Source organism: Mycobacterium sp. 1164985.4 (genome assembly GCF_001668575.1).
Classification (GTDB): Bacteria; Actinomycetota; Actinomycetes; order Mycobacteriales; family Mycobacteriaceae; genus Mycobacterium.
The window spans coordinates 129,043-155,333 of the sequence record NZ_LZMD01000079.1; the positions used below are offsets into that span (position 1 = coordinate 129,043).

The 26,291-nt window shown below is 62.9% G+C and carries 26 protein-coding genes and 2 pseudogenes; 11 read left to right on the forward strand and 17 right to left on the reverse strand.

Going from position 1 to position 26,291, the window contains the following annotated elements; translation table 11 throughout:
• Window positions 1–73: 73 nt before the first annotated feature.
• Window positions 74–1,120 (forward strand): NAD(P)-dependent alcohol dehydrogenase, encoded by a 1,047-nt coding sequence (locus tag A5650_RS17070; protein WP_067293893.1) that lies wholly within the window; start codon window positions 74–76, stop codon window positions 1,118–1,120.
• Between the two features lie 30 nt (window positions 1,121–1,150).
• Here A5650_RS17070 and A5650_RS17075 read toward each other — a convergent pair whose 3' ends face one another.
• Window positions 1,151–1,609: a hypothetical protein gene (locus A5650_RS17075; RefSeq protein ID WP_067293988.1), complete on the reverse strand. Its 459-nt coding sequence runs from the start codon at window positions 1,607–1,609 to the stop codon at window positions 1,151–1,153.
• 262 nt (window positions 1,610–1,871) lie between these two features.
• Here A5650_RS17075 and A5650_RS17080 point away from each other — a divergent pair, with 262 nt between their 5' ends.
• On the forward strand, window positions 1,872–3,401 hold the full coding sequence (locus A5650_RS17080) for an adenylate/guanylate cyclase domain-containing protein (protein ID WP_067293896.1): 1,530 nt from the start codon (window positions 1,872–1,874) through the stop codon (window positions 3,399–3,401).
• A 146-nt stretch (window positions 3,402–3,547) separates the two neighbouring features.
• Here A5650_RS17080 and A5650_RS26870 read toward each other — a convergent pair whose 3' ends face one another.
• The 3 genes from A5650_RS26870 to A5650_RS27615 all read right to left on the reverse strand — a co-directional run bounded on the left by A5650_RS26870 (window position 3,548) and on the right by A5650_RS27615 (window position 6,685).
• Entirely contained in the window at window positions 3,548–3,934 is a 387-nt protein-coding gene (locus tag A5650_RS26870) for a hypothetical protein (protein ID WP_156744167.1), read from the reverse strand.
• 1,629 nt (window positions 3,935–5,563) lie between these two features.
• Window positions 5,564–5,848, reverse strand: coding sequence for a transposase (locus tag A5650_RS27545; RefSeq protein WP_082950802.1), 285 nt, complete (start codon window positions 5,846–5,848; stop codon window positions 5,564–5,566).
• Window positions 5,849–5,944: 96 nt separating this feature from the next.
• The gene (locus tag A5650_RS27615) at window positions 5,945–6,685 is read right to left on the reverse strand and encodes a DUF2510 domain-containing protein (RefSeq protein WP_156744168.1); all 741 of its coding nucleotides are present in this window, start codon (window positions 6,683–6,685) and stop codon (window positions 5,945–5,947) included.
• Between the two features lie 961 nt (window positions 6,686–7,646).
• Between A5650_RS27615 and A5650_RS17085 the strand changes: the two genes are divergently transcribed.
• Window positions 7,647–8,192, forward strand: a complete 546-nt coding sequence (locus tag A5650_RS17085; RefSeq protein ID WP_067293899.1) for a hypothetical protein — start codon at window positions 7,647–7,649, stop codon at window positions 8,190–8,192.
• A 142-nt stretch (window positions 8,193–8,334) separates the two neighbouring features.
• Here the strand turns inward: A5650_RS17085 and A5650_RS26880 are convergent, their stop codons facing one another.
• Complete coding sequence (locus A5650_RS26880; RefSeq protein ID WP_156744169.1) at window positions 8,335–8,508, reverse strand: hypothetical protein; 174 nt, start codon at window positions 8,506–8,508, stop codon at window positions 8,335–8,337.
• A 100-nt stretch (window positions 8,509–8,608) separates the two neighbouring features.
• On the opposite strand from A5650_RS26880, the gene A5650_RS17090 reads away from it, so the two are divergent.
• Window positions 8,609–9,262, forward strand: a complete 654-nt coding sequence (locus A5650_RS17090) for a response regulator (RefSeq protein WP_067293902.1) — start codon at window positions 8,609–8,611, stop codon at window positions 9,260–9,262.
• Here A5650_RS17090 and A5650_RS17095 read toward each other — a convergent pair.
• On the reverse strand, window positions 9,254–9,607 hold the full coding sequence (locus A5650_RS17095) for a response regulator (protein ID WP_067293905.1): 354 nt from the start codon (window positions 9,605–9,607) through the stop codon (window positions 9,254–9,256). The genes A5650_RS17090 and A5650_RS17095 overlap by 9 nt on opposite strands.
• A gap of 107 nt (window positions 9,608–9,714) precedes the next feature.
• Between A5650_RS17095 and A5650_RS17100 the strand changes: the two genes are divergently transcribed.
• Window positions 9,715–11,223, forward strand: a complete 1,509-nt coding sequence (locus tag A5650_RS17100; RefSeq protein ID WP_156744170.1) for a GAF domain-containing sensor histidine kinase — start codon at window positions 9,715–9,717, stop codon at window positions 11,221–11,223.
• 298 nt (window positions 11,224–11,521) lie between these two features.
• On the opposite strand, the gene A5650_RS17105 is transcribed toward A5650_RS17100, so the two are convergent.
• From A5650_RS17105 to A5650_RS17115, 7 genes and pseudogenes are all read right to left on the reverse strand, one after another.
• Entirely contained in the window at window positions 11,522–11,980 is a 459-nt protein-coding gene (locus A5650_RS17105) for a hypothetical protein (protein ID WP_067293995.1), read from the reverse strand.
• A gap of 433 nt (window positions 11,981–12,413) precedes the next feature.
• A pseudogene (locus tag A5650_RS27385) lies at window positions 12,414–12,506 on the reverse strand (hypothetical protein); the annotation flags it as partial.
• Between the two features lie 631 nt (window positions 12,507–13,137).
• Window positions 13,138–13,269 carry a hypothetical protein gene (locus A5650_RS27550; RefSeq protein ID WP_286150382.1) on the reverse strand — a complete coding sequence of 44 codons (132 nt, stop codon included), beginning with the start codon at window positions 13,267–13,269 and terminating at the stop codon, window positions 13,138–13,140.
• A 199-nt stretch (window positions 13,270–13,468) separates the two neighbouring features.
• Window positions 13,469–13,816: a hypothetical protein gene (locus tag A5650_RS26885; RefSeq protein WP_156744171.1), complete on the reverse strand. Its 348-nt coding sequence runs from the start codon at window positions 13,814–13,816 to the stop codon at window positions 13,469–13,471.
• 58 nt (window positions 13,817–13,874) lie between these two features.
• A complete protein-coding gene (locus A5650_RS27620; RefSeq protein ID WP_156744172.1) occupies window positions 13,875–14,201 on the reverse strand; it encodes an IS110 family transposase in 327 nt (108 codons plus the stop codon).
• Between the two features lie 526 nt (window positions 14,202–14,727).
• Complete coding sequence (locus tag A5650_RS17110; protein ID WP_156744173.1) at window positions 14,728–14,973, reverse strand: hypothetical protein; 246 nt, start codon at window positions 14,971–14,973, stop codon at window positions 14,728–14,730.
• A 233-nt stretch (window positions 14,974–15,206) separates the two neighbouring features.
• Window positions 15,207–15,734 carry a hypothetical protein gene (locus A5650_RS17115; protein ID WP_231992641.1) on the reverse strand — a complete coding sequence of 176 codons (528 nt, stop codon included), beginning with the start codon at window positions 15,732–15,734 and terminating at the stop codon, window positions 15,207–15,209.
• A 95-nt stretch (window positions 15,735–15,829) separates the two neighbouring features.
• On the opposite strand from A5650_RS17115, the gene A5650_RS17120 reads away from it, so the two are divergent.
• Entirely contained in the window at window positions 15,830–17,332 is a 1,503-nt protein-coding gene (locus tag A5650_RS17120) for an adenylate/guanylate cyclase domain-containing protein (RefSeq protein WP_067293912.1), read from the forward strand.
• A 56-nt stretch (window positions 17,333–17,388) separates the two neighbouring features.
• On the opposite strand, the gene A5650_RS26895 is transcribed toward A5650_RS17120, so the two are convergent.
• Window positions 17,389–17,562 (reverse strand): hypothetical protein, encoded by a 174-nt coding sequence (locus A5650_RS26895; protein WP_156744174.1) that lies wholly within the window; start codon window positions 17,560–17,562, stop codon window positions 17,389–17,391.
• Between the two features lie 26 nt (window positions 17,563–17,588).
• A complete protein-coding gene (locus tag A5650_RS17125; RefSeq protein ID WP_067293914.1) occupies window positions 17,589–18,260 on the reverse strand; it encodes an SDR family NAD(P)-dependent oxidoreductase in 672 nt (223 codons plus the stop codon).
• A gap of 103 nt (window positions 18,261–18,363) precedes the next feature.
• Between A5650_RS17125 and A5650_RS27695 the strand changes: the two are divergent.
• A pseudogene (locus A5650_RS27695) lies at window positions 18,364–18,990 on the forward strand (adenylate/guanylate cyclase domain-containing protein); the annotation flags it as partial.
• Window positions 18,988–19,779 carry an AMP-binding enzyme gene (locus tag A5650_RS27700; RefSeq protein WP_286150383.1) on the forward strand — a complete coding sequence of 264 codons (792 nt, stop codon included), beginning with the start codon at window positions 18,988–18,990 and terminating at the stop codon, window positions 19,777–19,779. The pseudogene A5650_RS27695 and the gene A5650_RS27700, both read left to right, overlap by 3 nt.
• A 168-nt stretch (window positions 19,780–19,947) precedes the next feature.
• On the opposite strand, the gene A5650_RS17135 is transcribed toward A5650_RS27700, so the two are convergent.
• On the reverse strand, window positions 19,948–21,249 hold the full coding sequence (locus A5650_RS17135) for an adenylate/guanylate cyclase domain-containing protein (RefSeq protein ID WP_067293998.1): 1,302 nt from the start codon (window positions 21,247–21,249) through the stop codon (window positions 19,948–19,950).
• Window positions 21,250–21,459: 210 nt separating this feature from the next.
• Between A5650_RS17135 and A5650_RS17140 the strand changes: the two genes are divergently transcribed.
• A complete protein-coding gene (locus tag A5650_RS17140) occupies window positions 21,460–22,983 on the forward strand; it encodes an adenylate/guanylate cyclase domain-containing protein (RefSeq protein ID WP_067293919.1) in 1,524 nt (507 codons plus the stop codon).
• Here the strand turns inward: A5650_RS17140 and A5650_RS17145 are convergent.
• On the reverse strand, window positions 22,980–24,299 hold the full coding sequence (locus A5650_RS17145) for an adenylate/guanylate cyclase domain-containing protein (protein WP_067293923.1): 1,320 nt from the start codon (window positions 24,297–24,299) through the stop codon (window positions 22,980–22,982). The two genes, A5650_RS17140 and A5650_RS17145, sit on opposite strands and share 4 nt — an antisense overlap.
• A 42-nt stretch (window positions 24,300–24,341) precedes the next feature.
• Between A5650_RS17145 and A5650_RS17150 the strand changes: the two genes are divergently transcribed.
• Together A5650_RS17150 and A5650_RS17155 are read left to right on the forward strand one after the other, a co-directional pair.
• Window positions 24,342–24,827 (forward strand): SRPBCC family protein, encoded by a 486-nt coding sequence (locus tag A5650_RS17150; RefSeq protein WP_353615189.1) that lies wholly within the window; start codon window positions 24,342–24,344, stop codon window positions 24,825–24,827.
• A 22-nt stretch (window positions 24,828–24,849) separates the two neighbouring features.
• Window positions 24,850–25,782, forward strand: coding sequence for a zinc-dependent alcohol dehydrogenase (locus tag A5650_RS17155; protein ID WP_067293926.1), 933 nt, complete (start codon window positions 24,850–24,852; stop codon window positions 25,780–25,782).
• The last annotated feature ends 509 nt before the right edge of the window (window positions 25,783–26,291 follow it).

Consider the following 26,291-nt stretch of genomic DNA (forward strand, 5'->3'; position numbering starts at 1 on the left):
TTGACCTTGGGGTCAGTCGCGCCGTCAGCGACGGCTTTTTCTCGATAGCCGTTTGAACGAAAAGAGGGTCGTAATGAGCACTGTTGCCGCATATGCCGCGCCGTCGGCGTCCGAACCATTGACCAGAACCACCATCACCCGCCGCGACGTCGGGCCGCACGACGTGGCGTTCGACATCCATTTCGCGGGCATCTGTCACTCCGACATCCACACCGTCCGCGACGAATGGGGCCGCGCGAGGTATCCGATCGTGCCCGGGCACGAGATCGCCGGCATCGTCACCGAGGTCGGCTCGGAGGTCACCGGGTTCACGGTCGGCGATCGCGTCGGCGTCGGTTGTTTCGTCGATTCCTGCCGCGAATGCGCACAGTGCCGCGCGGGCGAGGAACAGTACTGCGCCAGAGGCATGGTCGGCACCTACAACGCCGTGGGCCGTGACGGCGAGCCGACGCAGGGCGGCTACAGCGGCGCGATCGTGGTGGACGAGAACTACGTGCTCCGCATCCCTGACAGCCTTGCGCTGGACGCCGCGGCGCCGTTGCTCTGCGCCGGTATCACGCTGTATTCGCCTCTGCGCCATTGGAACGCGGGTCCGGGAACCCGAGTCGCGGTCGTCGGCCTCGGAGGGCTGGGCCACATGGGCGTCAAGCTCGCCCACGCGATGGGTGCGCACGTGACGGTGCTAAGCCAATCGCTGAAGAAGATGGAGGACGGCCTGCGTCTGGGTGCCGACGAGTACTACGCCACCTCCGACCCGGAGACGTTTGCCGCACTGAAGGGTTCGTTCGACCTGATCCTCAACACCGTTTCGGCCAATCTCGATCTGGGCAGCTATCTCGGATTGCTCGCACTCGACGGCACTCTGGTGGAACTGGGTATGCCGGAGCATCCCATGTCGGTACCCGCCGGCGCGCTCATCGCCGGGCGGCGCCGCATCGCGGGCTCGCTGATCGGCGGTATCGCCGAGACCCAGGAGATGCTCGACTTCTGCGCCGAGCATGGCGTACGGCCCGAAATCGAGGTCATTGCACCCGATTACATCAACGAGGCCTACGAGCGGGTGCTCGCCAGCGATGTGCGCTACCGCTTCGTGATCGACACCGAGTCGCTGCGCTCGTAGTCATCCGCTTCGCAGACGCCGTGCCGCCGATCAGAACTGACGAACATCCGCGCCGTTGATGAAAAGCCCGTGACCGGTGGCGTCATAAGTGAAGCGGGTCCGTAGGTCCTCGTCTTGAATGGTCCAGCCGTCGACGCGATATGTCTGTCCGGCGTCCAGGACGGTGTCTCCGGCGGGGGCGTCGTTCGGGGCAGGGACCGCACCCCGCTCCCAATACATCTCCCCGGTGCCACGCACTACCGCGAGGTTGAGCCGGTTGTTGAACTTCGACGTTTCCCACGGAGCCTGACCCCATGGTTGGCCGTCGACGCGCTGACATACCACCATCGGTCCACCGCCGCGCTTCACGTCGTCGGCACTCACTAGGCAGCGAACCGTGCCTCCGCCGACCACCACGAGCCGTCCGACGTCGGCCGCCGCCGGCGGCGCAAGAGGTGACGCTAGCGAGACTGACAATGCCGCAACCACGACGACAACCTGCCGAACCATGTGAGCCTCCGCGTGCGCAATCCGTTTGCGGGACATGCTTTCACGTCGACGGTTCCGAAATGCCGGTTTCGGCGAACTCGGGCTCTTTCGTCCGAGCGCTGGTAGTCCTGGTCTTCGTCTTCGGTCACGACGTCTTGCCGATCACATAGCTCGCACCAGGACCCGACTTGAACCGTTGTTCGGATCGCGATTGGCGCCTGTCGCCACTGCACCTTTTCACCCTTTGACTGCAGGTCACGGGCGGAAGTCTTAACCTCCCGGCATGGAACGCATCTGGCAGTCCGCGTGGGATCGGTACGGCGCGAAATACTCATGGGTGATCTACGCGATCTCGTTTCCTGCAATGCTTCAGACCTATCTCCTCATGTCGCTCATTGTTGTCGCTCTGGAGCGGTCCGGGCGCTACCTGGAGTGCGCTGCCGTCACGGTTGTAGGCGTGCTGGTGCTGATGTATGTGATGGTTCTTCCGGGGTCCGGCCAAGCAAAACGTCTGGAGCAGTGGGCATCCGGCCGCGAGGTCGACCGGATGAGGGCGCTCGAAGCCACCTACACCTGGGCTCGGACGGCGATCGGCCGGGCGATAGTAGCGAACGCAGCGTTCCAGGCCATAGTCCTCGTACTAGTCGGCACAATCGCCGGGGCGAGCGCGACGCGGATCGTGCAGTACGGGATCCTTGGGGTTGTCTTCGGAACTGCCACCATCCTGCCCGCTGTACACAACTTCGTGGAAGCTGCGCTGCGGCCGGCAAGGGTCGCGATAATCGGTGACACAAAGATCGGTGACTCCCTGCCGCGCCCTCGGCCGACTTTCGGTACGTGGTCGACCGTGACCTTGCTGGCAGCAGTGTTCCTGTTCTCGGTCTGGGCAGCGATGCTTGCGTCCGTATTCGAAGCACCTCAGATGCCCTTACTTTCCGTGGTGATCGCGACTGCACTCACGCTCGGTTTCGCAGTGCCGGTCACCGTGGGCTCTGCGTTCTCGCCGATCCAACGACCGATCCGCGACCTCGCTGAAGGAACGAAACGTGTGGCGGCCGGTGACTACAGCCAACGTCTTCCGGTCGTTCAAGACGACGACCTCGGTGCTCTTGCAGCGTCGTTCAACCGTATGCAGGCGGGTTTGGCTGAGCGGCAACGCCTTCAGGCTGCATTCGGCACCTATGTTGATCCATCTTTGGCGTCACGGCTGCTTGAGCAGGGCGACGATGTGTTCACCGGGGAGCGCCGTGAAGTAACGGTGATGTTCGTCGATATCCGCGACTTCACGCCGTTCGCCGAGGCGAACACCGCCGAGGACACCGTCGCCCGCCTCAACGCATTGTTTGAGATCGTTGTCCCCGCCGTCGTCCAAGCCGGTGGACATGTCAACAAATTCCTCGGTGATGGCGCTTTGGCCGTCTTCGGCGCTCCTAATAACCTCAAGCAACATGCCGACGCGGCCCTGAGCGCCGCTATACAGATCCACCGCCTGGTGGCCGAGCGGTTCGGTGGCGAGCTTCGTATCGGCATCGGAATCAACACGGGGGCGGTGATTGCGGGCACCATCGGCGGCGGAGGCAAGCTGGAGTTCACCTTGATCGGTGATGCCGTCAACGTCGCCGCCCGCTTAGAGCAACTCACCAAGACTACGGGCGACACGATCCTTCTCACCCATCAGTGCGTCGACGCCCTCACTTCACGGCCGGCGGAACTCCTCGACCGCGGGCTGCATGCCGTGAAAGGCAAGTCGGAAGCAGTGCGAGTGTTCGCTTTATATGAAGGCAATCCACTCGAGTCGCAGTTGTCGCTCTAGGCGTTCCTGCGGGCACCGCTGAGAGGCTGGTTGCCGCATCTACCTCGCACGCGTCAACAGCCCGGTAGCTGCGTGCGCATAGCAGCGATATCAGCATTCGAGGACCGATCGGAAACGTTCGCCGGGTACAGGCGAGCGGTTGAATCTCAGCCGTTCTTGGTCAGCCCGTAGACGATCGCCGAGCGATATCCTGGGCAATCACTGGTCAGGACCGAAATGTCGCTGTTCATGGAGTATGTGCAGACATGGTCACCCGTTTCTGTGGTACGGGTTCCAATCCATGTGTCGCCTTGCCAGTGCAGATCACTTTGGAAGGCTTCGATCGCCCCAAGTTGAAGATGAGTGCAGTCCGCTCCGCACGGCGTGAAAATGAGGGGTACGGTATCGCCGACGTTCAAGTCAATGGCCGGATTACCGGTTGTCACGGTGGCGGTGTAAGAGCCGCTGGGAGGTTCTGCCGACGCTGGACCTGCCAGTCCGATCGCTGCGCCAGTCACGACGATTCCGACAGCCAGTCCACGGGTAATTTCCATCTTCTTCCCCTAAGCCTTTGTCAACTGATGGGCCAGGAGCTGGCCGTCACAATTCCGGCTCGTAAAGGCGGCATCGCTGTTAACCGATTCTGTGCACGAGATGCCGGATCCCGATACCCAGGTTCCCGTCCACACGTTGTTTCGCAGCTGCAGCTCCACAGGCGTTCCGGCCCCGATAACGAGGCGGGTGCAGTCCGGGCCACATGGAGTGAACGTATAGGTGGTAGACGGATACATCGCCCCCATGCCGTTGGCGTCCCTTACCGGAGTTGCCGAGCCCAGCCCACACTCCGTCGTGGGCAAAGGCTTGCCCCCGCTGCATACCGCTGCTCTGCTCGGTGGGGGGGATTCGCCAGCTCCGCTTCTCTGACCACTTCGGGACACACACGCTCTATCTGGCCAATGATGAACTTCCGGCGAGACACACAGGCGACAAACCGCAGAACCTGCCTGTAGCGGGCGCGATCCCGCCAAGCTGAGCCGTTATGGTGCGTCGGTGTCGATTCTCAGGCGGCTCCACTGCTGGGCGGCGTCAGCACACCACCGCAGGTCTCAGAGGTCGTGTCTGAAACCCGTCCACGAGGGATGCCGTAGGGAGCCGTTCGAGCCGCGGCATCGAATCTTGTTGGCGCATCGGCGGACGCCTTCCAAAGATGGCTGGCTGAGTGTATGCCCGGACGCCCGGTACGCGACCTCTGCTCCAGTCGGTAGCTGCCGGATCAAGACGCAATCTCAACTCACCAGCTGAGGGTGTTCCATCTTTATCTTTCGAGCTTCGCAAATCCCTATGAATGTCCACGACTCTTGCGACACGGTTCGTCGGTTTCTGCGAAATCGGATCGACTGGGCAATACCTGTGAGAATCCTGAAAACTTGCTGCTGGCAACATATTTCGTTAGACCTGCTCACCACACGGCAAACCAGAGAATTGTGCCGAGTATAGATTCGCCAACTTAGAAAATGTGATACTGACCACAGTGCCCCCCGCAACCGTGTCGCTGCCCGATGAAAGAAGTGCCAATGAGGGTAATTGGACTTGCGGCGACCGCCGCTTTCACCATCGCTCCATTTGCAGTGCTCGCACCTGTAGCTCAGGCGGGACCGTTGTGTCCGCAGTCGATGGCCCAGTTTCCGTCGATCTATCAGCAATGTTTGACTGCAGAGCAAAATCAGAACTATTGCACTGATGCGTCTGGCTGCACTCCGGGTGACCCGTGTGTGGTCGGGTCGGCGTACGAGAAAGCTATCTGCGACGACAGTCGGGCGGCGGGACGATGAAAATTCTGGCGACAGCGGCCGCGGCTGCGTCCTTTGTCTCCATGATGACGGTAGGCACGCTTGCGGCTGGCCCGGCACAGGCATGTGACCGATTCGTCGGCCGAGGGACCAATATGCAGTGTGCAGATCCGCCCAGTGATCAGGTTACTCCCGGAGATCAAGTCGCCGGAAACGACTTGAATCCCGTACTGATCCCAGGAGTTGGCCAACCGGGTCCTGTGCAAATTCCGATAACGCCGGTGATCCAGCCGCAGCCGCAAAAGCCCAGTGGGCCCGCAGGCGGGACGACGCTTTGCCCTATCAGGGGCAGCTTTGGATGCGGTTGATCGAAACAGGTTGCGTCACTGGGTTTTACAGGCATGGGCGGCTCTCCGGCCTCGATGCGCTTGCGGTGGTACTCGCGGGCTGTTCCATTCCTCGTATCTGTGTTTGGGCGACTCGGTGCAGCGCGGCGTTGGCTTGGCGGGTGCCCGTCTTGACGTGACGCCAGCGTCCCCGCGTTGATCCCCACCACGCCGGTGATGGTGCTACACCAGCGAATCGCGGGCGAAGGCGGCCCTCTGTTGGGAACCGGCGGATCCACAGCCACGCACTGTGAACTAACGTAAAAGCTGGCCCGGGGAAATTAGGTGCCATCTAATTCATGAGGCTTCTAAAGCGTCGGATGCATGGCGATCACGGAGTCACCACGATGAAGCGCGGCGAGGTGCGGGCGCTAGCCACCGTGCCAGCTCATGAGTCACCGGTTAAGGCGTTGCAGTGATACGCCTGCCACCCCACGATGACCGTCTCATCGCCGCCTGGAGTTACGGAGGCTATGTTTCCAGCGGCAACCGCGGATAGTTCTTCGGCTATCAGGGTCAAGTCCGGTTTTACTGCTGGAGGGGCGTCGTCAGCCAGCTGTTGGGCGTTCTTCGCAGTCTGCGCTAGGCCTTTCGTGTTGATCGAAGGTTCTGACCCGGCTTGATGGGCGGAGAATACTTCAGCCACCACGTCAGTGTGGGCTTGCCGTACCCCTCCGTCCCACAGCGAGTTGAGTTCGGCGCAGAACGCTTCAGTTGACTTCCCGGCAGACGTCCCGAAGCCGAAGATGCCTAGCGAGCCAAGAGCAACAACAAAGACTATGGCGGCGGCGACGGCAGCGGCTGCGCCCGCTGAGGCCCATATGATCTTTCGTTGCCGAGACTGGTGTGACCAGAACTGACGGCCGTCGTCCCGCGCCTGGTTAACATGAGGCCGGATCCGCTCCCACGGGCCTGGCGTCGCCGGGGCAGGGGACCCGGGGGGCATCTGCAGCGGTTGCGCGGGCGGCCCAGGAGTCGGCATGGGCGCGGGCCAGGGCCGCGCGGGCTGCCCCATCGACGGGGTTGTCTTAAGTTGCTGGTGAGGAGTCCAGTTTCGGCCGTCCCAGAAACGCTGCGCGTTGGCATCGTACGGGTCGTCGTACCAACCTGCTTGATAGGGATTCGTCATGGGTCGACGCTCCTGTCCGCGGATGCCTCGAGTGCGGTCGCGGGAGGTTGTCCGGGAAGTCGGTGGACCTTCATGGGCGGCCTGCGATCCTGCGGTGACTAACGAACTACATCAACTATCGCTCTGTATGGCGTGGTGCACATGGTTTTGAGCAAAACACTTCTGGGTTGACCGCAAAGGCTTGGACCGCATTACTCGTGTGCGTCGTCGGCGCTCAGGCGTGCCAGCACATCGGACGCCACCTCAGGCAGCCACACCACTCGATCCCACTGTGCTGACGCGCCACCGCGTCGGCGTACGCCGCGGACTCGTCGCTATTAGCGAGGGTTTAAGGCTGGAGGATATGACATTGCGCCTCGGGGAGGCGCGTTGCAGCGGGGCAGCGACTTGTTCGGCGTCGTCGGCTCCTTCTCCTTCGGCTTGTGCTTCGGGTGCTGCTTGTTACCGAGCCGGTACCGCCGCTGCGCATGGCCGGTGTCGCATTGGTTTTCGTTAGCGGTGTAGTGATTCACTACACCCGACGCGACGTCGCTCCGCGAAGTCTGATCGGAGATGCCGACACGAGCGGCTCGGGCGGATCGACAGCTGGGAGCCGCGCGGCGCACACGCCGCATCGGCCGCTCCCAGCGGGGCAACCGGATGCGGCTAGCGCCGGATTCGACTTCGCAGTAGCCGTACCGTGGGCCTCCCAACGCAATCCGTGCGCGGCGGTTGTACCTCCAGCCGAGTCGACGCTGGTCCGGCACGAGATGCTTACAGAAATCTTTCAGCAACTTCACAGATTGCACATCGTCGAGAACTTTTTTGCGAAAACGCCGTCGCAGCGCGCGGTAGGGGGATGATCGACATGAAAGTAAAGCGCAGCGAGCGGCGGCGTTAGGGGGCGGCCCATGAAGAGACGAATCGTCGTGGCAGCGGCCACCGCAGTCCTGGCACCTCTCGCGGCATACAGCGGTCCCGCATGTACCGCATCGGGCAACAGCAGCAGAAGTCGGTCATGACAGCGCCGCGCGTCCTTTCAGAGGTTGAGCGCAGCCAGATATTGCGTCAAGTCATCGACACTAAGGTCATCAGCCAGCAGGGAACGGCCACACAGATCAACACCACCGGTTACGTGACGAACGTGGGCGGAATGGTAAACCCAGTCAGCGCCACCAGCTCCGTAACATCACGGCGCACCGGTCCCTTTGTTAAGCAATGGGGCACTACCTGGGCCGTGGTTGCCTACGGGAACTGGCTCTGGCACCCAGCAGTGATCGTGATGCGCGCGATGGTTTCCTTTTTTACGTGTGGCTTGTACTTGCCTTGGTGGTTCTATCTCACCTTCAAGAAGCCACCGCTCTACACGCTCGCGATCAACGAGTTCGGCTATGAGTCATGGATGCAGCATCCGATACCACAGGCGCAGCTGATTCTGCGCTACGTCCTGCTTGCCGCGCTTGTCTTGTGGGCATTCATGGCGCTGGGCGTACTAGGCGCACTCGGACAAGCGGCAAATTCGCAATGACTAGGTTCCGCTTGCTATCGCGAAACTTGTAGGACTCTTGCGAGTTCAGTGAGTCTCGTTGTGGCTCATAGCTGTAACACAGATCCAGTTCGCCTAACTCGCCGCTGGCCGACCAGCACGATCAAGTTTTAGTGCGCCGCGACTACTCCAGCGTGGCCAGTGACCAACACCAGCCGGCCAGCTCATGAGCGACGGTGACGTTGGCCACCACATGGTGCTCCCTGCGCTCGTTGCGGTCATGGCGCTCCTGTCGATCCGGGTTGGTGATGGGTTCACTCTCGTCCCGATCGGCGGTCGTGTCCTCAACACTGGCCACAATCTTCGCCGCCGGAACTGCGGGCCCCGCCCTACCCGGTACCCCCCAAAAGCGCGCCCGAGCCGGGCGATGTGCGCCGATCGGTGCGAGAATCCTGCAGATGTGCGCACTCCGGGTCGTCATCGCCGACGACGATGTACTGCTGCGCGAAGGCGTGGCCAGCCTGCTTCAGCGGTCCGACTTCGAGGTCAGCGGCCAGGCCGGCGACGCATCCGAACTGCTCGATCTGGTGCGTGAACAGCGTCCGCAATTGGTGCTGACCGACATTCGCATGCCCCCGACGAACAGCACTGAAGGCCTCGACGCCGCGCGGGTCATCCGTGAAGAATCGCCGGACACCGCGGTCGTCGTGCTGTCGGCGCACATCGACGTCGACCATGCGACCGAACTGCTGGCCGGCGGCCGCGGCATCGGATATCTGTTGAAATCCCGCGTCACCGATGTCGACGACTTCGTCGACACCCTGGAGCGAGTCGCCAACGGCGCATCGGTGGTCGACCCGGCGTTGGTGGCCGAACTCGTCGATGCCCGGCGCCGCGACGATCCGCTGGCCGCGCTGAGCACCCGTGAACGCGAGGTCCTCACGTTGATGGCCGAGGGCCTGTCGAACGCCGGGATCGGACGTCGCCTGTGGGTCACCGAGGGCACCGTCGAAAAGCATGTGCGCAGCATCCTGACCAAGCTGAACCTGCCCGAGACGGGTGACGATCACCGGCGCGTTCGCGCCGTGATCATGTACCTCGAATCACGCTGACGACAACATGTTCCGGATAGCGGCGGGTGAGAGCGCAAGCTTCGGCAGGAAGCCGCGCGCGGGGCTGGCGGCGATCAGATCGGCGAAATCCTGTTCGTCGTGGGTGGAGATGAGGATGACCGCGGTGTCGGCGACCTGTTCGGTCAGCTCTCGGGCGATGTCGAATCCGCTCTCGGCTCCCAGATCGACGTCGACGAGCGCAACATCGGGCCGCAGCTGCCTGCCCTGGCGCACGGCCCCTGCGCCGTCACACGCGGTGCCGACGACAGAGATGCCGCCGCGCTCGAGCATCACACGGGCGGCATCGCGGAATCCGGCGCTGTCATCGACGATCAAACAGCGCATGGCGAACCTCCTCGACGTGCATACCTACCAGGCTGGCAGGACGGTCGGCTTCTGGCATTCCCGCTAACCGGAAAGATTCACACCATGGCGCGCATTACCATCGGCCGGTGACCCGGCAATCGCTGCCGAACCGCCTGCTCGCGGCTTTCGTCCGGCCCACCGCGCGTCCGCTCGGTCTGGGCATCGTCGTCGCGGCGTCTTTCCTCGTTGCCGAGATCCTGCTGGTGTACGGGCTGAAGCGGATCGCACCGGAGAACGCGTTCGGTGCGATCCTGCTGTTGGGCGTGCTCGTGGTGTCGGCGGGTTGGGGTTTCGGGCTCGCGGTCGCCACCTCACTGGTGAGCACGGTGGTCTACGCGTATTTCCACCTCGAGGGGCACGGGACCCTCGCACCCTCGATCATCATCTTCCTCACGCTGGCACTCCTGGCGAATGTGCTTGCAGGGCAGGCGCGGCTGCGGACCGCCGAGGCCGAGCAGCGCGGTCGAGAGGCAGCGGCGCTGGCCGCGCAGCAGGCGGCGCTGCGCCGGGTCGCCACGCTGGTCGCCCGCGGTGCCGAACCCGTGGAGGTATACCGCGCCGCCGTCGACGAATTGGCCGAGAGTCTCGACGTCGAGCACGCCACGCTGCTGCTCTTCACACACGAAGACGGATGTGTGGTGCTCGCGGCGCGCAACCGCGGTGACCGCCCGGGTTTGTCTGAGGGCGAACGCTTTTCGCTGGACGGGGACAGCATCAGCGCCCGGATCCGCAAGACGGCGGAGCCTGCACGCATCGACGACTACTCGATCGCGACCGGTGAAATCGCCGCGCGCCTGCAGGGTCTCGGCACGCGTTCCGCCGTCGGTGCCCCGCTGATCGTCAGCGATGAGGTGCGCGGTGCGCTCATCGTGTCGGCGGCTCGGCCCCACGCGATACCGGCGGACACCGAGGCGCACATCTGCGACTTCGCCGATCTGGTGTGCACGGCGATCGCCAACGCCGAGACCCGCGCGGAACTCACCGCGTCGCGGGCGCGCATCGTGGCGGCGGCCGACCAGGCGCGCAGGGGGTTCGAACGTGATCTGCACGACGGAGCCCAGCAGCGGATTGTGTCGCTGAGCCTGGAACTACGGGCGATCGAGGCGTCGGTTCCCGAAGACGACGAACTGCGCCCGCAGCTGTCCAACGTCGTCGCCGGCCTCGGCGGGCTGTACTCCGATCTGCAGGAACTTTCGCGTGGTCTCCATCCGGCGATCCTGTCAAAGGGCGGGCTCGGCCCGGCGGTCAGGACGTTGGCCCGCCGCTCCCCCGTCCCGGTGGAACTGGACATCGATGTCGAGGGCAGGTTGCCCGAGTCGGTCGAGGTGGCCGCGTATTACGTTGTCGCCGAGTGTCTTACCAACGCCGCGAAACATGCGAACGCGGAACTGGTGACCGTGTCCGCGAGGCGGGGGGACGGAGAGGTGCGGCTCTCGGTCAGCGACGACGGCGACGGCGGAGCGACGCCCGGCGAAGGCTCGGGGTTGGTCGGGTTGCGCGACCGAGTCGAAGCGTTGTCCGGGCAGCTCGCCGTCACCAGCAGGCCGGGTCAGGGCACCACTGTGTCGGCGACGATCCCGGTGCCTCCGGAATAGCGCCCCTTAGAAGCCGCGGACCGAGGCATCGTTGATGAAGAAGCCGTCGCGGCTCGCATCGTTCATGATGCATGTGCGGTAGCCCTGCTCCGGCTGAACGGTCCATCCGTTGGTTTGCTACGTACCGGAGTCCACCGTCACGGGCGGGGTGGTCGGTTCGGCGATCAGCCCTCGGTCCCAATAGAACTCGCCGGTGCCGCGTACGACCGCGAGATTTGGCCAGGAATGCGCGGTACCGCTTCATCATCGACACGGAGTCACGATGCGTCTGGTTCTCGCCTGCACACCTGGTGGCCGATCAGAACTGACGGACGTCAGCACCGTTGATGAACATCCCGTGACCGGTGGCGTCATAAGTGAAGCGCGTCCGTAGATTCTCGCCTTGAATGGTCCACCCGTCGACGCGGTGAATCTGCCCTACGTCGACGGCGACATCTCCGCCGGTGGCTTCGTTGGCGGCAGGGACGACACCCCTCTCCCAGTACATTTCGCCGGTGCCGCGCACGACCGCGAGGTTGAGCCGGTTATTGAATTTCGACGTCTCCCACGGCGCCTGACCCCATGGTTGGCCGTCCACACGCTGACATACCACTATCGGCCCGCCGCCGCGCTTGACGTCGTCCGCACTCACCAGGCAGCGAACCATTCCCCCTCCGACCACGACGAGCTGGCCGACGTCAGCCGCTGCCCGCGATGCAAGGGGCGACGCGAGCAACATCGACAACGCCGCGAAGAAGGCGCCGAAGTGTCGAACCATGTGATCCTCCATGCGAGCGAAACGTTCAGCGGGATGTTTTCACGTCGGCGGACCCGATTCGACGGTTTCGGCAAACTCGCGCTTCACCCTGACGGGCGCGTTTCCCGAAGGGGCCGGTGCTGTAAGAACTGGAAGCCTCAGCGCTCTTGTTCGGTCACGACAGCCGAACAGCTCCACGGACGCAGTCCGGTTTCAAACGATTGTCGAACGCGTATCACGCTTCGGACGCCCAGAGGATGCGGCGTGCTGCGTGGAAACCGGCCAGCACCGAGACGGCGAGCATCATGACGAACATCAGTAGCCAGTTTGGTACGCCCGTGGTCGCCGTACCACCAAACGATGGTGAACAGCACCAGAATCGCGCCGGCAGAACAGAGCGAGGCGACGGCCCCAACCGACGACCCCAACCAGGGTTGGAACCTTGAGCTGCGGCTTAGAAGTCCCAGTCCTCGTCTTCGGTCACGACGGCCTTGCCGATCACATAGCTCGAACCCGAGCCGGAGAAGAAGTCGTGGTTCTGCGCAGCTACCTGGTGGGGACGTCGAAATAGCATCTCAACTGGGAAGATAGCTATCTGCTGATACCTCTGGATACCCCAAGAAGTCGCCAAAATGTGGACAAAATGTGGGCACGAACCACCGGGGTCGGACTCGCCGCGTATCGCGTAGGTCGCTGGGCCACTGCACTCAGCCGGTCGCGCCAACGGTGGAATACTGGGCGCGCAGTTCGGCCTCCGACGGGTCGGCGCGTAGCGCGCCTGGAAAGGGACGTCGATCCCGAGTGCAAACGTCAGTCGACCTGTAGACAGAACCAAAAGGGTGACACTGAAGTACGTCGTCCAGGCGCTTACGGTTGATTGTTGCGTTGGGATCTAACCTGCTGAACAGCAGGGATATGAAGTGGCCTGTGCACATGAAGTACCTGCCAGTGGACCCCTGGCCACAGGGTCTGGGCCGGGCGGGTCTCGCCCGTTGCAGCGCACCGTAATCAATTCTCGCGCGGCTCGGCTCGGCGACAACACGACACCGCCGTACCGTCCGCGATGTCGTGCCTGAGGCCCTTCCTGGAGGGGTGGCTGCAGGAGGCCGTCAGCTGCCGGTGCTCGACGAGGGACGCAGATTGCCGCCCGTAATGAACTGTCGCCTGAGGGAAGGTGATCAGATGGCCTCCAGCGACTCCGATCGGCGACGCGCGCCGAGCTGGCCGCCGAACTCGGCTTCCATCTGGCCAGCCTGGCCTCCGAAGGCATCGAACCGCTCCGGCGGCAGAATGCGGCTGGTGCTCCGCATCTGTTGTCTGCTAGTCGGATCGCCGAGCGGTTCTACGCTTGGTGCAGATGACCCGATGAGATTGGGTCGATAAGAACGTGACTCGTCAACAATGACTCGAAGGGCCTGCGGACCTCGTCAAAGGCAGCGGCCCAATCTGCGGTGACTACAGCGTGATCAGCCCGCGCGGTGCGGTCCATCGCGGCTAGTGTCGGCAACCTCACCATGACATTGCGGTTCCGAACAATTCTTGGTGCTTGCGCACCATGTAATCATCGTCCTTGAGGTAGACGACGTAGAGCAGCCCCCTCACCAGAAGGCTCAGCGTCTCCAGGTCACTGAAGTACATATGCATGTCATGCGCCGATTCCGGGTCGCTGGAGCAGCTCGATAGGTGCGCACATTGTGTGGCCGTTTCACCCACATATCGCCACAACACCACTTCACTTTCGGCGGTGTGGAGATCGGTAACTACGTGGACGACACCCGCACCTTCGATCGGCACCCTCGTGTGCAATTTTGGGTGCCCGACGCCATTGTTGTGCGGCTTACCGAAGGGATCAACCAACACACACTCATTTGGAGGATGTGGCGGAACCCTGGGCATACCAACACTTTATCGATGGCTACCGACATAACTTGCGTGCTCGCACTGACGCTACGACCCGGTAACCGGCGGCTAGCAGATCCTCTTCTAGGAGCCTCGACACGTTACGGCAGTCTTCAACGGCCCAGACTGTGTCAGGTCCAAACCTGCTGCGCGCCCACCGAATCGCCGCCAGATGTCCGAGACTGTTCGTGTCCGAAACCTTCTGGCCGATCTTGCGTCCTGACTCATCTATTGCTACGAAGGTGTGGCTGCGCTTGTGCGCATCGATTCCTACGGTGGCCAAACGAAACACGTCCTTTCGCGCGCGAACCAGGCGCGCCCGACACCGGTCATATGTAGCCACCTACCGGCGGCAGCTTCCTGCAAAAGTCAGGCGCGCCCGGCGATGCGAACGCAAAACCGATTCGGTTGATCTCATCATCTGAACCCGTAACAGGTTCATTGACTCCGCCCCGTCGACAACTCCCGTACATAGCCCCACGACATCGGCAAGTTTTCATCAAGAGTCGATCAGCGCGAAGGTGCCGACCCTACCCCCGAACTACGCCCTCGGGATAGGGCCGCGAGCCGCCACGCGCGGTCACGCATTGTCCCTTTGGTTAGGGGATGTGCGACCGTGCCCCCGTGATCGCCAGGACGACGGCTGATCAGCCGTTCGCCATCAGGCCAGGCGCTTGGCTTACAGCCGACGCGGAGGCGGTGTCGATGGAACTCGAATCGGGCGTGGTGGCGGGTTCACCGATACCTGGGGTAGAGCGGTCAGGTCGTGTCCACCGACCGCTGGCGGTCCCTGCGAGGTGCCCGAGGGTGCCACGCACTTCCCATTACCCTCGGGGCCGCTGTTTATGGGCTGCCAGACTCCGCCGGATTCAAGGCAGCACGTCGCGAGCGCCCGGAAGTAGTACTCCCAGCTCGGGCCACCAGCCGGGCCGGGGTTGTGGGACCTCGCGGCGTACGCAGTTGTCGTAGGCCTCGATGTCCCAAGACGGGCCGGTGTTCGGCTTGGCCGACACCGGGGCCGCAAACGCCAGGGCACCCGCTACCACGGCCAACGTGCCGACGAACATCGTTGAGTATTTGAACGAAGCCCTTTTCGGGCGGACCGATTCGGTCATGGATATCTACTCTCGTGCTCTGTTAGAGGGAATGCTCCGTGGTCAAGCGGTGCGTTCGTAATCGCCCCGAAGCTAGGTTTCTCTTCTGAGGGGGAAGGGTTTGCTATTGGCTGGGCTAGGAAGTAACGGAAGAAGGCCTCCAGGGCAGTCTGAGGTATACGCCCACGAGAGACCGGATGAACAACCCTAGGCTGTGTAACTGTTCTTTGGCTGTGGCGACGACGTCTTCGAGATCACGCACACGCACAGGTGCTCTCCACCAGCCGCCAGCGGGATTCAGCCTCGGCCTCCAGCGGCTGCTTCGCGTCTGTGTTGGAGGCTAGGGCGAGCAACTCGTCGGTGAAGCGGATGCCGCGCAGCGACTGCTTGCGCTCGTCGTGGAAAAACCGAGTCTCTTCATCGCCGGTGCCGACCACGTGGAAGGCGTCGATGACGTTCTCGAAGCCGAGCAGCGCAGTTGTGGTCACCACTTCCTCGTGGGTGATGATGCCCGCGTTGAAGTGACGGCACGCATCGAGAAACCGGCTTGTGGCAGAGGTGGACTGTGTGTCCTCGCGCTGGATGTGGGCGCACAACTCACGGCTGAACGGGACCGCCGATTCCTCCAGCGACGCCGACGTCGCGCCCGACTCGGCCAACGACAGCATGGACTTCGCCAGGGCGAACTTGAACGAGGCCACATTGCGCCCGCGCAGGACAACACTGCGGAAGTCCTCCAATGACGCCGTCGTCGACGGCACCTTGGTGACGCTACTCATCATCGGTGACACCGAACGTCGCGTTCGAGACCACGACAGCGCATCTGCGGTTCTGCCTTTTTCCTGCGGGTCGAGCGTGGACGACGTCTAATCCGGGCATGGATCGCATCTGGCAGTGGGCGTGGGATCGGTACGGGCCGAGATACTCGTGGGTGATGTGCGGGGTCTTGTTCCCCTCGTCGATGGCGGCCTACCTGCTGCCCTCGTTTGTCGTTGTTGCTTTCGAGAAGTCAACTCATTACCTGCACGCGGCCGCCGTCACTGCTGTCGCGGTGGTGGTGCAGAATTACGTGCTGGTTCTTCCCGGCGGCCGTCGATGCCGCCTTACCCAACGCTGGGCGGCTGGCTGTGAGGTCGACCGGGCGGCAGCGCTGCAAGACACATACACCTGGGCTCGCGCGGCGGTTGTTCGAGGGTTGGGGTTCATGCCGGTGTGGGACGCCCTGCTTTTGGTGGCGGTCGGCGTGATCGCGCACGCGAGCGGGTCGCGGCTCGTCCAATACGCGATCTTGGGCTTGGCGCTAGGACTTGTGATGCCGCTGTTGGGTGCCCACATCTTTATGCAAGGCGCGTTGCGACCGGCCAGGGCCGCGCTGGCCGGGGACACCGGGATCGGCGACTCCCTTCCCCGGACGCGCCCGAGTTTCGCCGCGTGGCTGGAGCTGTCGCTACTGTGCTCGGTGTTCGTGTTCACCCTCGGCGGAGCGTTGTTGAGCGGTGTGATTGATAGGGGCGGTCAGTTTCCGGTGCTGGCCGTTGTCATCGCTGGCGCGGTGACGCTTACCCTCGGGCTTGCCAACACCATTGGCTTTGCGTATTCGCCCTTCCTGCAATCGATTCGCGACCTCGCCCAGGGGACCGAGCGCGTCGCCGCCGGTGACTACAGCCAACGCCTGCCGGTGGTTCAAGACGACGACCTCGGCGCGCTGGCAGCATCTTTCAACCGTATGCAGGCCGGTTTGGCTGAGCGGGAACGACTTCAAGCCGCCTTCGGCACCTACGTGGACGCCACACTTGCAACCCGCCTACTAGAGCAAGGGGACGATGTCTTCACCGGCGAGCGCCGTGAAGTGACGGTGATGTTCGTCGACATCCGCGACTTCACCCCGTTCGCGGAGTGGAACCCTGCCGAGGATGTGGTCGCCCGGCTCAACGCCTTGTTCGAGATTGTGGTACCTGCCGTCGTCGATGCGGGCGGGCATGTCAACAAGTTCCTCGGTGATGGCGCGCTGGCGGTCTTCGGCGCTCCCAATGAGCTTGCAGACCATGCTGATGCGGCACTGAACGCCGCCGTGCTGATTCAGCGTCGCGTCGAAGAGCGCTTCAACGGTGAGTTACGGATCGGTATTGGGATCAACACGGGTGTGGTGATCGCGGGCACTATCGGCGGCGCAGGCAAGCTGGAGTTCACCCTGATCGGCGACACCGTCAACGTCGCGGCCCGTGTCGAGCAGCTCACCAAGACCACCGGCGACACGATCCTCGTGACACAGCAGTGCGCCGATGCCCTGACTGCTCGACCTCCCAGACTCCGGGGCCGGGGATTGCATGCGCTGAAGGGGAAGTCGGCTCCGGTGCAGATCTTCGGCGTCTGTCCGTGATGTGAGCGGGGCGGTCCCAGCAACTATGGTGTTCAAGCGGGTTCGTGACCGCGAGATCATTTCAGTACATCCGCTTTCGCACGCGGTTTCACGGTGAACATGCGCCGCCATATGTTCTGTACCTGTTGGGCGGGAAGCAGGCGATGTAGCCACGGCAGGAAGGCAGCACTGCGCGGTCCGATCACGTAGGTAAGTTTCAGGTGCTTGGCGCAGATGATCTTCTTCCACACGGCCTCGGCAAAGACATCCGGCGGTTCTAACTTGAAGTTGTCGCCGATCGCCGTGGCACCATCGAGGAAATGCTGACGGTACTGCTGTCGTAATGGTTCTGGATCAGCTCCCAGAATTGCGCGGCGGTCTCCGGGCTGGTGTCGACCATTGGGGTGTCGACGCCACTGGGTACAAGGTTGGTGACCTCGATTTCAAAGGGTGCTAGCTCCATGCGGAGATGCTGGGTGAAGACACCGAGCGCGGCTTTGGCTGCCGGGTAGGCCGAGGCCATGGGGATGGTCATGTAAACCGACGCTGATGTGGTGTTGATGATGCGTCCCTTGCTTTGGCGCAGCATCGGCATCATCGCCTGCACCACTTGTACCGGCCCCCAGAAGTTGACCTCAAAAGCCCGGCGGTACTCGGCCATGTTCGCCGCTTCGATCACTCCTTCCCGCGACGAGTACCCAGCATTGTTGATCAAGAGGTCTAGCCGACCGCCGGTATGGTCATTGACGGTCCTTGCTGCCATCTGCACCTGTTCGGAGTCGGTTACGTCGCAGGGCACCGGGATGACATTGGCCATGCCGAACCACCGCGTTTGATCAGGTGGACTCTTGCGATACCCCGCGAAAACCTGCCAGCCTGCACGGAGCAATCGCACCGCAAGTGCCTCGCCGATTCCGGTCGCAGCACCGGTGATGAACGCCGATTTCATCGGCGAACCATAGCCCCGGCAATGCGGTTCAACGAGGCAAATGATCCGGTTCGCGGATCATTCGTTCATGTCCGAAATAGGAATGCTATCCGTGTGACATTCTGTGCCCGTGTCTGCGGGGGACCCGCCCGCAGGGGTGGTCACCTTTCTGTTCACCGACGTGGAGGGTTCGACCCGTCGGTGGGAGGCCGACGCTGACTCGATGCGTGCGGCTCTCGCCGACCACGGTGAGGTGCTGCGCTCCGTGATCGAAGCGCACGGTGGTTTCCTGTTCAAGCACACTGGTGATGGTGTGTGCGCCGCCTTCGCCTCGCCGAGGTCAGCAGCGGATGCAGCAGTTGCCGCTCAACGGGCGCTGGAGTTGCCGGTGCGGATGGGGCTGGCCACCGGCGAGGCCGAGTTACGCAACGGTGATTACTTCGGCGCTGTCCTGAACCGGGCCGCGAGAGTGATGGCTGCCGGACACGGTGGTCAAGTCTTAGTAGCCGAGTCGACGGCGGGTCTGCTCAGTGGATTAGACCTGCTTGATCTGGGGCCGCGACGGCTACGGGATGTGCCGATGCCGGTCGGGGTCTTCCAACTACAAGCTGAGGGTCTCCGCACAGAGTTTCCGCCACTGAGGGCGTTGGACACGACCCCAGGAAACCTACGTCCAGCGACCACCAGCTTGATCGGGCGCGAGTCAGAGATCACAGACATTCAAGGGGCGATCAAGGCTAAACACCAACTGAGGAATGCGCTGTTAGTGCCGACGACGCTCCGGTTGATGAAGCAGGTGCCAAATCTGGGGCGCTTCAATCTCAATCTGCGTTCGCTGATTTCGGGCGGTGAGGCGGTGGGTGCGGAGATCATCGAGTGGACGCAACAGGCGCTGCACGTTCGTATCAATGAGGCGTTCGGTCAGACCGAGTGCAATCTTGTACTCGGTCACAACGCGAGCCTGATGCAACCGAAGCCCGGCTCGCTTGGCCGGCCGATTCCCGGTCATATCGGTGCGGTGGTAGATGACGAGGGCCACCCTTTGCCTGCGAGCGAGGTGGGCCATATCGCGTTCCGGCGGCCCGATCCAGTCATGCTGCTGGAGTACTGGAACAACCCGCAGGCCACGAAAGATAAGTTCGTGGGTGACTGGCTGCTGACCGGCGACCTGGGCCAGCGCGATGAGGACGGCTACTTCTGGTATCGGGGCCGCGCTGACGATGTCATCACCTCGGCGGGTTACCGCATCGGCCCTGGCGAGATCGAGGAGGCGCTGCTGCGGCATCCGGCGGTGCGCCTTGCTGCGGTGATCGGCGTGCCCGACCCGGTGCGCACAGAAAGCATCAAGGCTTTCCTGGTGCTGACCGAAGGTCAGCAGCCGAGCGAGGCGCTAGAGCATGAGATCTGCGAGTTCGTCAAGACGCGGCTCGCGCGCCACGAATACCCGCGCGCCATCGAGTTCGTTGACAGCCTGCCGACGACGACCACAGGCAAGATCATGCGACGTGAATTGCGCGAACGCGAACGGGCGAAGCTGTGAGCAGGAGGAGGGCGGACCGTGGCCTTGCGGAGATTGAGTACTCGTCGATGGGACTGCCGCGTGGTGTCGAACGATACGAACCTTCGCCTGGGCCAAGCACGCCCTCATTGAGATCGCCTGGGACGCCAGCCATCCCGGCTCGCCGCGCCGAGTGGGGCTGATCAAGAGCTACGACGAGACACCAAGGAGGTGCCACTCGCCGGGCACGCCTTTGAGTTGGTGAGCACCTCGATCTTCGAACTCCAGTCCTGACCCGATCACCAGATCCCGCAGCGTGCTGGACACCAACACCTCGTTGGGTCCCGCGAGGGCGCTCACGCGGGCACCGATGTGCACGGCGATGCCACCGAGGTCGTCGCCACGGACTTCGCACTCACCGGTGTGTAATCCGGCGCGTACCTCGATGCCGAGTGCCTGCACGGCATCCCGGATCGCCATGGCGCAGCGGATCGCTCGTTGTGGACCGTCGAACATCGCCAGGAAGCCGTCGCCGGAGGTGTTCACCTCACGGCCCCGAAACCGGTTGAGTTGTACACGGACGACGGCGTCGTGCGCGTCTAGCAGTGCATGCCAGGCCCGGTCGCCCATCTCGGCGGCCCGGCGGGTGGAGTCCACGATGTCGGTGAACAGGACCGTCGCGAGCACCCGATCATCGACCACCTCAGCCTGCTCGCCGGTAAGGAACTCGGCGGTCTCCCGGAAGGACTCCCGCCATGGTTCGACGAAGTGGTACATGTTACGTCCAGGCAGTTCAACGTATTTCGCGCCTGAAATGTGGTCGGCGACGTACTTGCCGTGCACGGGCAGGATAAATGGGTTGTCGCTGTGGTGGAGCACGAGGCTCGGCACGCGGACTGCCGGAAGCACGGCCCGCACGTCGACTTCGGTTACCAGCGGTAATACCAGCGCGAAAGCCGCTGGACTTGCTGCCAGGCGTTCCTCTCGCGCCCAGGCGGCCCGAATCTCCTCGTTCCATGGCATGTCGGGATTGATCACGTGCTGGAATTCGCCTGTTCCCCACATGGCGGTCATGGCCGCAGCGGCCTCGTGCGTGTTTTCACTCACGGGATCCGCATAGCCCTCCAGCACAACGAGCGCGGTAGTGCGAGATGGGTGGGTGGCGGCGAACAGCGCCGCTGTGGGCAACGCGCCCACCGACGCGAGCAGAACTGCCTCGGGACTTCCCAGATCATCGAGGACTGAGGTGACGCTGTCTGCCCATTGCTCCAACGTCGGCAGTGCGCCCGGCTCGACAGGATCAGACGCTCCGGTGCCCGGCTGGTCAAAGAAAATTACTCGCCCCAGCGAAGTGATTGCTTCAAGCCATCCCTGGACGGAAGGTAGCTCCGGCAGTAGTTCGCAGCAGGTGAACCAGTTCGGGACCCACACAATGTCGCGCTCACCCTCGGGTGATGCGCGATAGGCGACGCGCAGGTCCCCGTTCATCGCGTAGCGCGTCTCGGAGAACACGGCGGAAGTGTAAGCCGACGACTCGGTCAGATCCTCGGTGTCAGACAAGACCACCAGCGCGAACTTGCGGAGGGTCCTGTCTCGAAAACGATGACATACAAGAGTCTCGAAATTCGGTCTCGGAACGTCGGTCCGCAACTGCGGTCGGAAGCCGCAAAGACGATGGTCATTTCCGGCGGATTGAAGGGGAGGGACGCTTAGTCTCCCGGCATGGATCGCATTTGGCAGTGGGCGTGGGATCGGCACGGGCCGAGGTATTCGTGGGCGATCTGTGCGGTCACTTTCCTCGTGGTCCTTCCGTCCTATCTTGCGTTGTCGATCATTGTTGTCGCCTTTCAGAACTCAGACCATTACGTCGAGGCGGCTGCCGTCACCGCTATCGCCCTGCCGGTGTTGGTGTTTGCGTATTTCCTTCCCGGCGTGGGACGACTCCGGCTTGTGGAGCAGTGGGCCGCCGGGCGCGATGTCGATCAACACAGCGCACTGGAGGCGACCTATGCAGCGGCCCGAGGCGTGATTGCACGAGGGTTGGCGAGCAACGTCCTTTGGCTTGCTCTGCTGTCAATCGTTGCCGCTGCGCTTGCCGGGGCAAGCGGGCCTCAGTTGATCCAGTATGGGATTTTGGGCGCTTGCTGGGGAGCTGCCTCCCATTTGATCGCTGTGCACAGCATCGTCGAAGGCGCGATGCGACCGGCCAGAATCGCCATCGCTGGTGACACCGGCACCGGTGATTCTCTGCCGCGTTCCCGGCCAACATTCGCCGCGTGGTCGATATCTTCGATACTCGCTGTTGCGTTCTCCAACGTGGTCGGGGCCGCGATGCTGGGCGCGGCATTCCACCAGATCAGTGGAAAGCCCGTCTTCGCCATCTTGCTCGGGTGTGTAGCAATGGCCTTTGCAGTGCCGGTCACCGTCGGTGTTGGCTTCGCGCCGTCATTGCGGCCAATCCATGATCTCGCCGAAGGGACTGAACGGGTCACGGCTGGTAACTACACCCAGCGCCTGCCCGTGGTTCAAGACGATGATCTGGGTGCCCTGGCGGCGTCGTTTAATCGCATGCAGGCGGGACTCGCTGAGCGGCAACGGCTTCAGGCCGCATTTGGCACCTACGTCGACCCCGCCCTTGCGACCAAACTCCTCGAACAGGGTGACGACGTGTTCACCGGTGAGCGCCGCGAAGTCACAGTGATGTTCGTCGACATCCGCGACTTCACCCCCTTCGCCGAAGCCAACCCCGCCGAGGATGTCGTGGCTCGACTCAACGCGCTTTTCGAGATTGTGGTGCCCGCCGTGGTCGATGCGGGCGGGCATGTGAACAAGTTCCTGGGCGACGGAGCACTGGCGGTCTTCGGTGCCCCGAATGACCTTGCCGATCATGCCGATGCGGCGCTCAACGCCGCTGTGTTGATCCAGCGTCTCGTCGCGGAGCGGTTCGGTAACGAGTTGCGGATCGGTATCGGCATCAACACCGGCACGGTAATTGCCGGAACTATCGGCGGCGGCAGCAAGCTGGAGTTCACGTTGATCGGCGACACCGTCAACGTCGCGGCCCGTGTCGAGCAGCTCACCAAGACCACCGGCGACACGATCCTCATCACCGAGCAGGCCATCGATGCCCTGACTGCTCGACCTCCCGGACTCGTCGGCCGTGGATCTCATGCGCTGAAGGGTAAGTCAGCCGCCACGGCGGTTTTCAGCGTCGGTCCAGGACCATTGACCGGTGGTGGGTGTTAAGCGGCGACGGCCAGGAGATGCCACTCACCGGGCACGCCCTTGAGCGCGTGCGCGCCTCGGTCGTCGAACTCCAGCCCCGATCCGATCACGAGGTCGCGCAGCGTGCTGGACACCAAAACCTCGCTGGGTCCAGCCAGGGCGCTCACCCGTGCCTCGATGTGTACGGCGATACCACCGATGTCATCACCACGCACCTCGCATTCGCCGGTGTGTAATCCGGCACGCACTTCAATACCCAACGCCTGCACCGCGTCACGAATCGCCATGGCACAGCGGATCGCCCGCTGCGGACCATCGAACATTGCCAGGAAGCCGTCGCCCGTGCTGTTCACCTCGCGGCCTCGGAAGCGGTTGAGTTGCACACGGACGATGGCGTCGTGGGCATCAAGCAACGCATGCCAGTCACGGTCGCCCATCTCGGCAGCACGACGAGTCGAGTCCACGATGTCGGTGAAAAGCACGGTGGCGAGTATCCGGTCGTCGGACACGTCGACTTGACTACCGGTGAGAAACCGGGCGACTTCCTGAAAGGAGGCGCGCCAGTCGGGATCGTAGAAGTGGGTGACGTTGCGCCCCGGCAACTCAACGTATTTCGCGCCCGGAATCCGATCAGCGATGTCCCTGCCCCACTCAGATGGGATAAAGGGATCATCGGCGTGGTGGAGGACGAGCGTCGGGACGCGCACCGTAGGAAGCAACGCCCGCACGTCCATTTCGGCTACCAGAGGCAGCATGAGGGCGACAGTGCCGGGGCTTGCAGCCCCGCGTTCCCAGCGTGCAGTCGCCGCCCGAATCTCCTCGTTCCATGGCATGTCCGGGTTCATCGCATGCTGGAACTCACCGGTGCCCCATATGGCGACCGCGGCGGCAGCAATTTGCTCGGGCGTGGGTCCGTCAGTGCGCTCAGTCGTCGGATACGCATAGCCCTCCTGCACAACTAGCGCGGTAGTACGGGATGGATGTGTTGCGGCGAACAGCGCACCTGTGGCGACCGCGCCGACGCCCGCGAGAAGAACCGCCTCACGACTACCGAGATCGTCCAACACTGCTGTGATGCTGTCGGCCCACTGCTCCAAGGTCGGCAGCGCGCCCGCCGAAACGGGATCAGACGATCCGGTACCCGGCTGGTCGAAGAAGATCAGTCGACCCAGCGATGACATCGCGCTGAGCCACCCTTGTATGGCCACCTGATCCGGCAAGGCCTCGCAGTTGCTGAACCACGCCGGGACGAACACGAGGTCTCGCTCACCCTCAGGCGACGCACGATAGGCGACCCGCAAACGCCCGTTGAGGGCATAGCGCGTCTCGGAGAACACGGCGAAAGTCTAGTTGCCAGGAAAGCGCGTCGGCGGACGTTTATGCTGTTCAAGGGCATCCGTGGGAACGCGGACATGCAGGCGGGCGGTGATGACATGGTCCGGATGCACGAGCAGCGGACGATAGCGGCCTCGCCAGAACGGGTATTTGAGTGGCTACTCGACCCGACCAACCTGACCGTCTCACCTTGGTTTCGCAAAGCCGCTTGGGTCGACGCCTCGGGTCCCGGCCTCGGAGCGACGCGTGAGGTAAGAGGATTCGGCTGGTGGGTCCACGAGCAGATCACGGCCTACGACCCGCCCCACAGTTGTTCGTACCGCGTCGTCGGTGGTGTCCCGCCCACCCATCAAAACGGGACGCTCACATGTACCCCGGCTGGCGGCGGCACCCATGTTGATTGGATAAGCGGCTACACGATTCCAGCTCGCGGGGGCGGCAAGGTGCTGGAGGTACTCACCGCGCCGCTGATGCGCTCCCTCGTTTTCCGCAAGATCCTGGCTAGCTGCGCGGAGGCGCTGGAGGCCTAGAAGCCAACACAAGGAGGACCCTATGAAGGCAGTGCGTAACGCGCCGCCGACAGTTGAGGTCGTTGATGTCGATGAGCCAGACGGCGATGGAGAACTGGTGCGAGTCGCTGCGGCAGGTATCTGCGCTTCAGACTTCAAATACCTCCAATACGGCAGCACACAGATCGCAGGCCAGGAGTTCGCCGGAGCGTTGGAAGACGGCACTGCCGTCGCTGTCGAGGGCTTCTTCGGGTGCGGCAAATGTACGCAGTGCCAGCAAGGCGCTTTGCACATGTGCACGGCTGGACCGCCGACCGCGCCCGGCATGCTCAGCCCAGGAGGCATGAGCGAATGGTTTCGAGCGCCGCGCCATGTGCTGGTCCCCCTGCCTCCGGATCTCGACGTCGCCGACGCGGCGCTGGTCGAACCCGCGAGTGTGGCTTGGCACAGTTGTCACCGTGCCGAGGTGACTGACCAGACCCGTGTAGCAATCGTTGGGGCGGGGGCAATCGGCGTCCTCGCGGCGGCGGCAGCCCAACAGATGGGGGCACCAGAAGTTGCCGTTGCGGCACGCCATGCCCACCAGCACGAAGCTCGCGAAGGCATCGGGGCTGTCGTGCCGACAGCTGACTACGACGTGGTGATCGAGACGGGCGGCAGTGAAAGCGCGTTGCATCGCGCCGTTGAGCTCTCGAGGCCGGGCGGGACGGTGGTCCACCTTGGCGCGTATCCCGCAGAGACTGTCTGGCCGATGGAGGCCTCATTCTCGAAAGAGGTGACAGTGCGTCCTTCACTGGGCTATTGCAGCCACGGGCGGCGGCGAGACTTCGCTGAGGCGGCTGACTTATTGGCTGCGCGCCCAGAACTCGTCCGCACACTGATCACCCACCGATTCCCTATCGATGATGCCGTGGAAGCATTCCGTGTCGCGCAGGACAAGTCCAAGGGCGTGTTCCGCGTCGTAATTCAGCCCTAGTCTTCAGCGGTCACCCCGACGTCGACCTAGGCCTCGTCTCGAAACAGATGACATATAAGAGTCTCGAATCGGGGTCTCGAAACATCGACACGCCATTGCGCTCCGGAGCCGTAGCGGTGCTGGCCATTTTCGCCGGACGAAAGACAGGGACGCCTAGTCTCCCGGCATGGATCGCATTTGGCAATGGGCGTGGGATCGGTACGGCGCGAGTTACTCGTGGGCGATGTGGGCGATCTCATGGATCGCGGTGCTGCCGATCTACCTTTTTCTTTCATCCGTCGTTGTCGCTTATGAACGGTCGGATCAGTTTGTCGAAGCTGGGGCTGTCCCGATTCTCACCTTGCCGGCGATGAGCTACCTATTTATTCTTCCTGGCCATCGACGATTGCGTCGCGCAGAAGAATATGCAGCTGGCCACCAAATTGATCGAGCGTGTCGGCTCCGGTCGAATCTTGAGCAGTTTCTTCCGGGGTGGTTTCTAGGGGCGGTCGCAACACTTCTCTAGATTC

Bases quoted from the DNA above. Each gene is read 5' to 3' on its own strand.
- A5650_RS17080 (WP_067293896.1), top strand. From the start codon at position 1,872: ATGGAACGCATCTGGCAGTCCGCGTGGGATCGGTACGGCGCGAAATAC.
- A5650_RS27550 (WP_286150382.1), bottom strand. From the start codon at position 13,269: ATGCGGAGCACCAGCCGCATTCTGCCGCCGGAGCGGTTCGATGCCTTC.
- A5650_RS17115 (WP_231992641.1), bottom strand. From the start codon at position 15,734: ATGATGAGTAGCGTCACCAAGGTGCCGTCGACGACGGCGTCATTGGAG.
- A5650_RS17090 (WP_067293902.1), top strand. From the start codon at position 8,609: ATGTGCGCACTCCGGGTCGTCATCGCCGACGACGATGTACTGCTGCGC.
- A5650_RS27615 (WP_156744168.1), bottom strand. From the start codon at position 6,685: ATGACGAATCCCTATCAAGCAGGTTGGTACGACGACCCGTACGATGCC.
- A5650_RS17105 (WP_067293995.1), bottom strand. From the start codon at position 11,980: ATGGTTCGACACTTCGGCGCCTTCTTCGCGGCGTTGTCGATGTTGCTC.
- A5650_RS27545 (WP_082950802.1), bottom strand. From the start codon at position 5,848: ATGGCACCTAATTTCCCCGGGCCAGCTTTTACGTTAGTTCACAGTGCG.
- A5650_RS17150 (WP_353615189.1), top strand. From the start codon at position 24,342: ATGCTGTTCAAGGGCATCCGTGGGAACGCGGACATGCAGGCGGGCGGT.
- A5650_RS17070 (WP_067293893.1), top strand. From the start codon at position 74: ATGAGCACTGTTGCCGCATATGCCGCGCCGTCGGCGTCCGAACCATTG.
- A5650_RS26870 (WP_156744167.1), bottom strand. From the start codon at position 3,934: ATGGAAATTACCCGTGGACTGGCTGTCGGAATCGTCGTGACTGGCGCA.
- A5650_RS17125 (WP_067293914.1), bottom strand. From the start codon at position 18,260: ATGAAATCGGCGTTCATCACCGGTGCTGCGACCGGAATCGGCGAGGCA.
- A5650_RS17120 (WP_067293912.1), top strand. From the start codon at position 15,830: ATGGATCGCATCTGGCAGTGGGCGTGGGATCGGTACGGGCCGAGATAC.
- A5650_RS17095 (WP_067293905.1), bottom strand. From the start codon at position 9,607: ATGCGCTGTTTGATCGTCGATGACAGCGCCGGATTCCGCGATGCCGCC.
- A5650_RS17140 (WP_067293919.1), top strand. From the start codon at position 21,460: ATGGATCGCATTTGGCAGTGGGCGTGGGATCGGCACGGGCCGAGGTAT.
- A5650_RS17085 (WP_067293899.1), top strand. From the start codon at position 7,647: ATGTACCGCATCGGGCAACAGCAGCAGAAGTCGGTCATGACAGCGCCG.
- A5650_RS17110 (WP_156744173.1), bottom strand. From the start codon at position 14,973: ATGACCGAATCGGTCCGCCCGAAAAGGGCTTCGTTCAAATACTCAACG.
- A5650_RS17075 (WP_067293988.1), bottom strand. From the start codon at position 1,609: ATGGTTCGGCAGGTTGTCGTCGTGGTTGCGGCATTGTCAGTCTCGCTA.
- A5650_RS17155 (WP_067293926.1), top strand. From the start codon at position 24,850: ATGAAGGCAGTGCGTAACGCGCCGCCGACAGTTGAGGTCGTTGATGTC.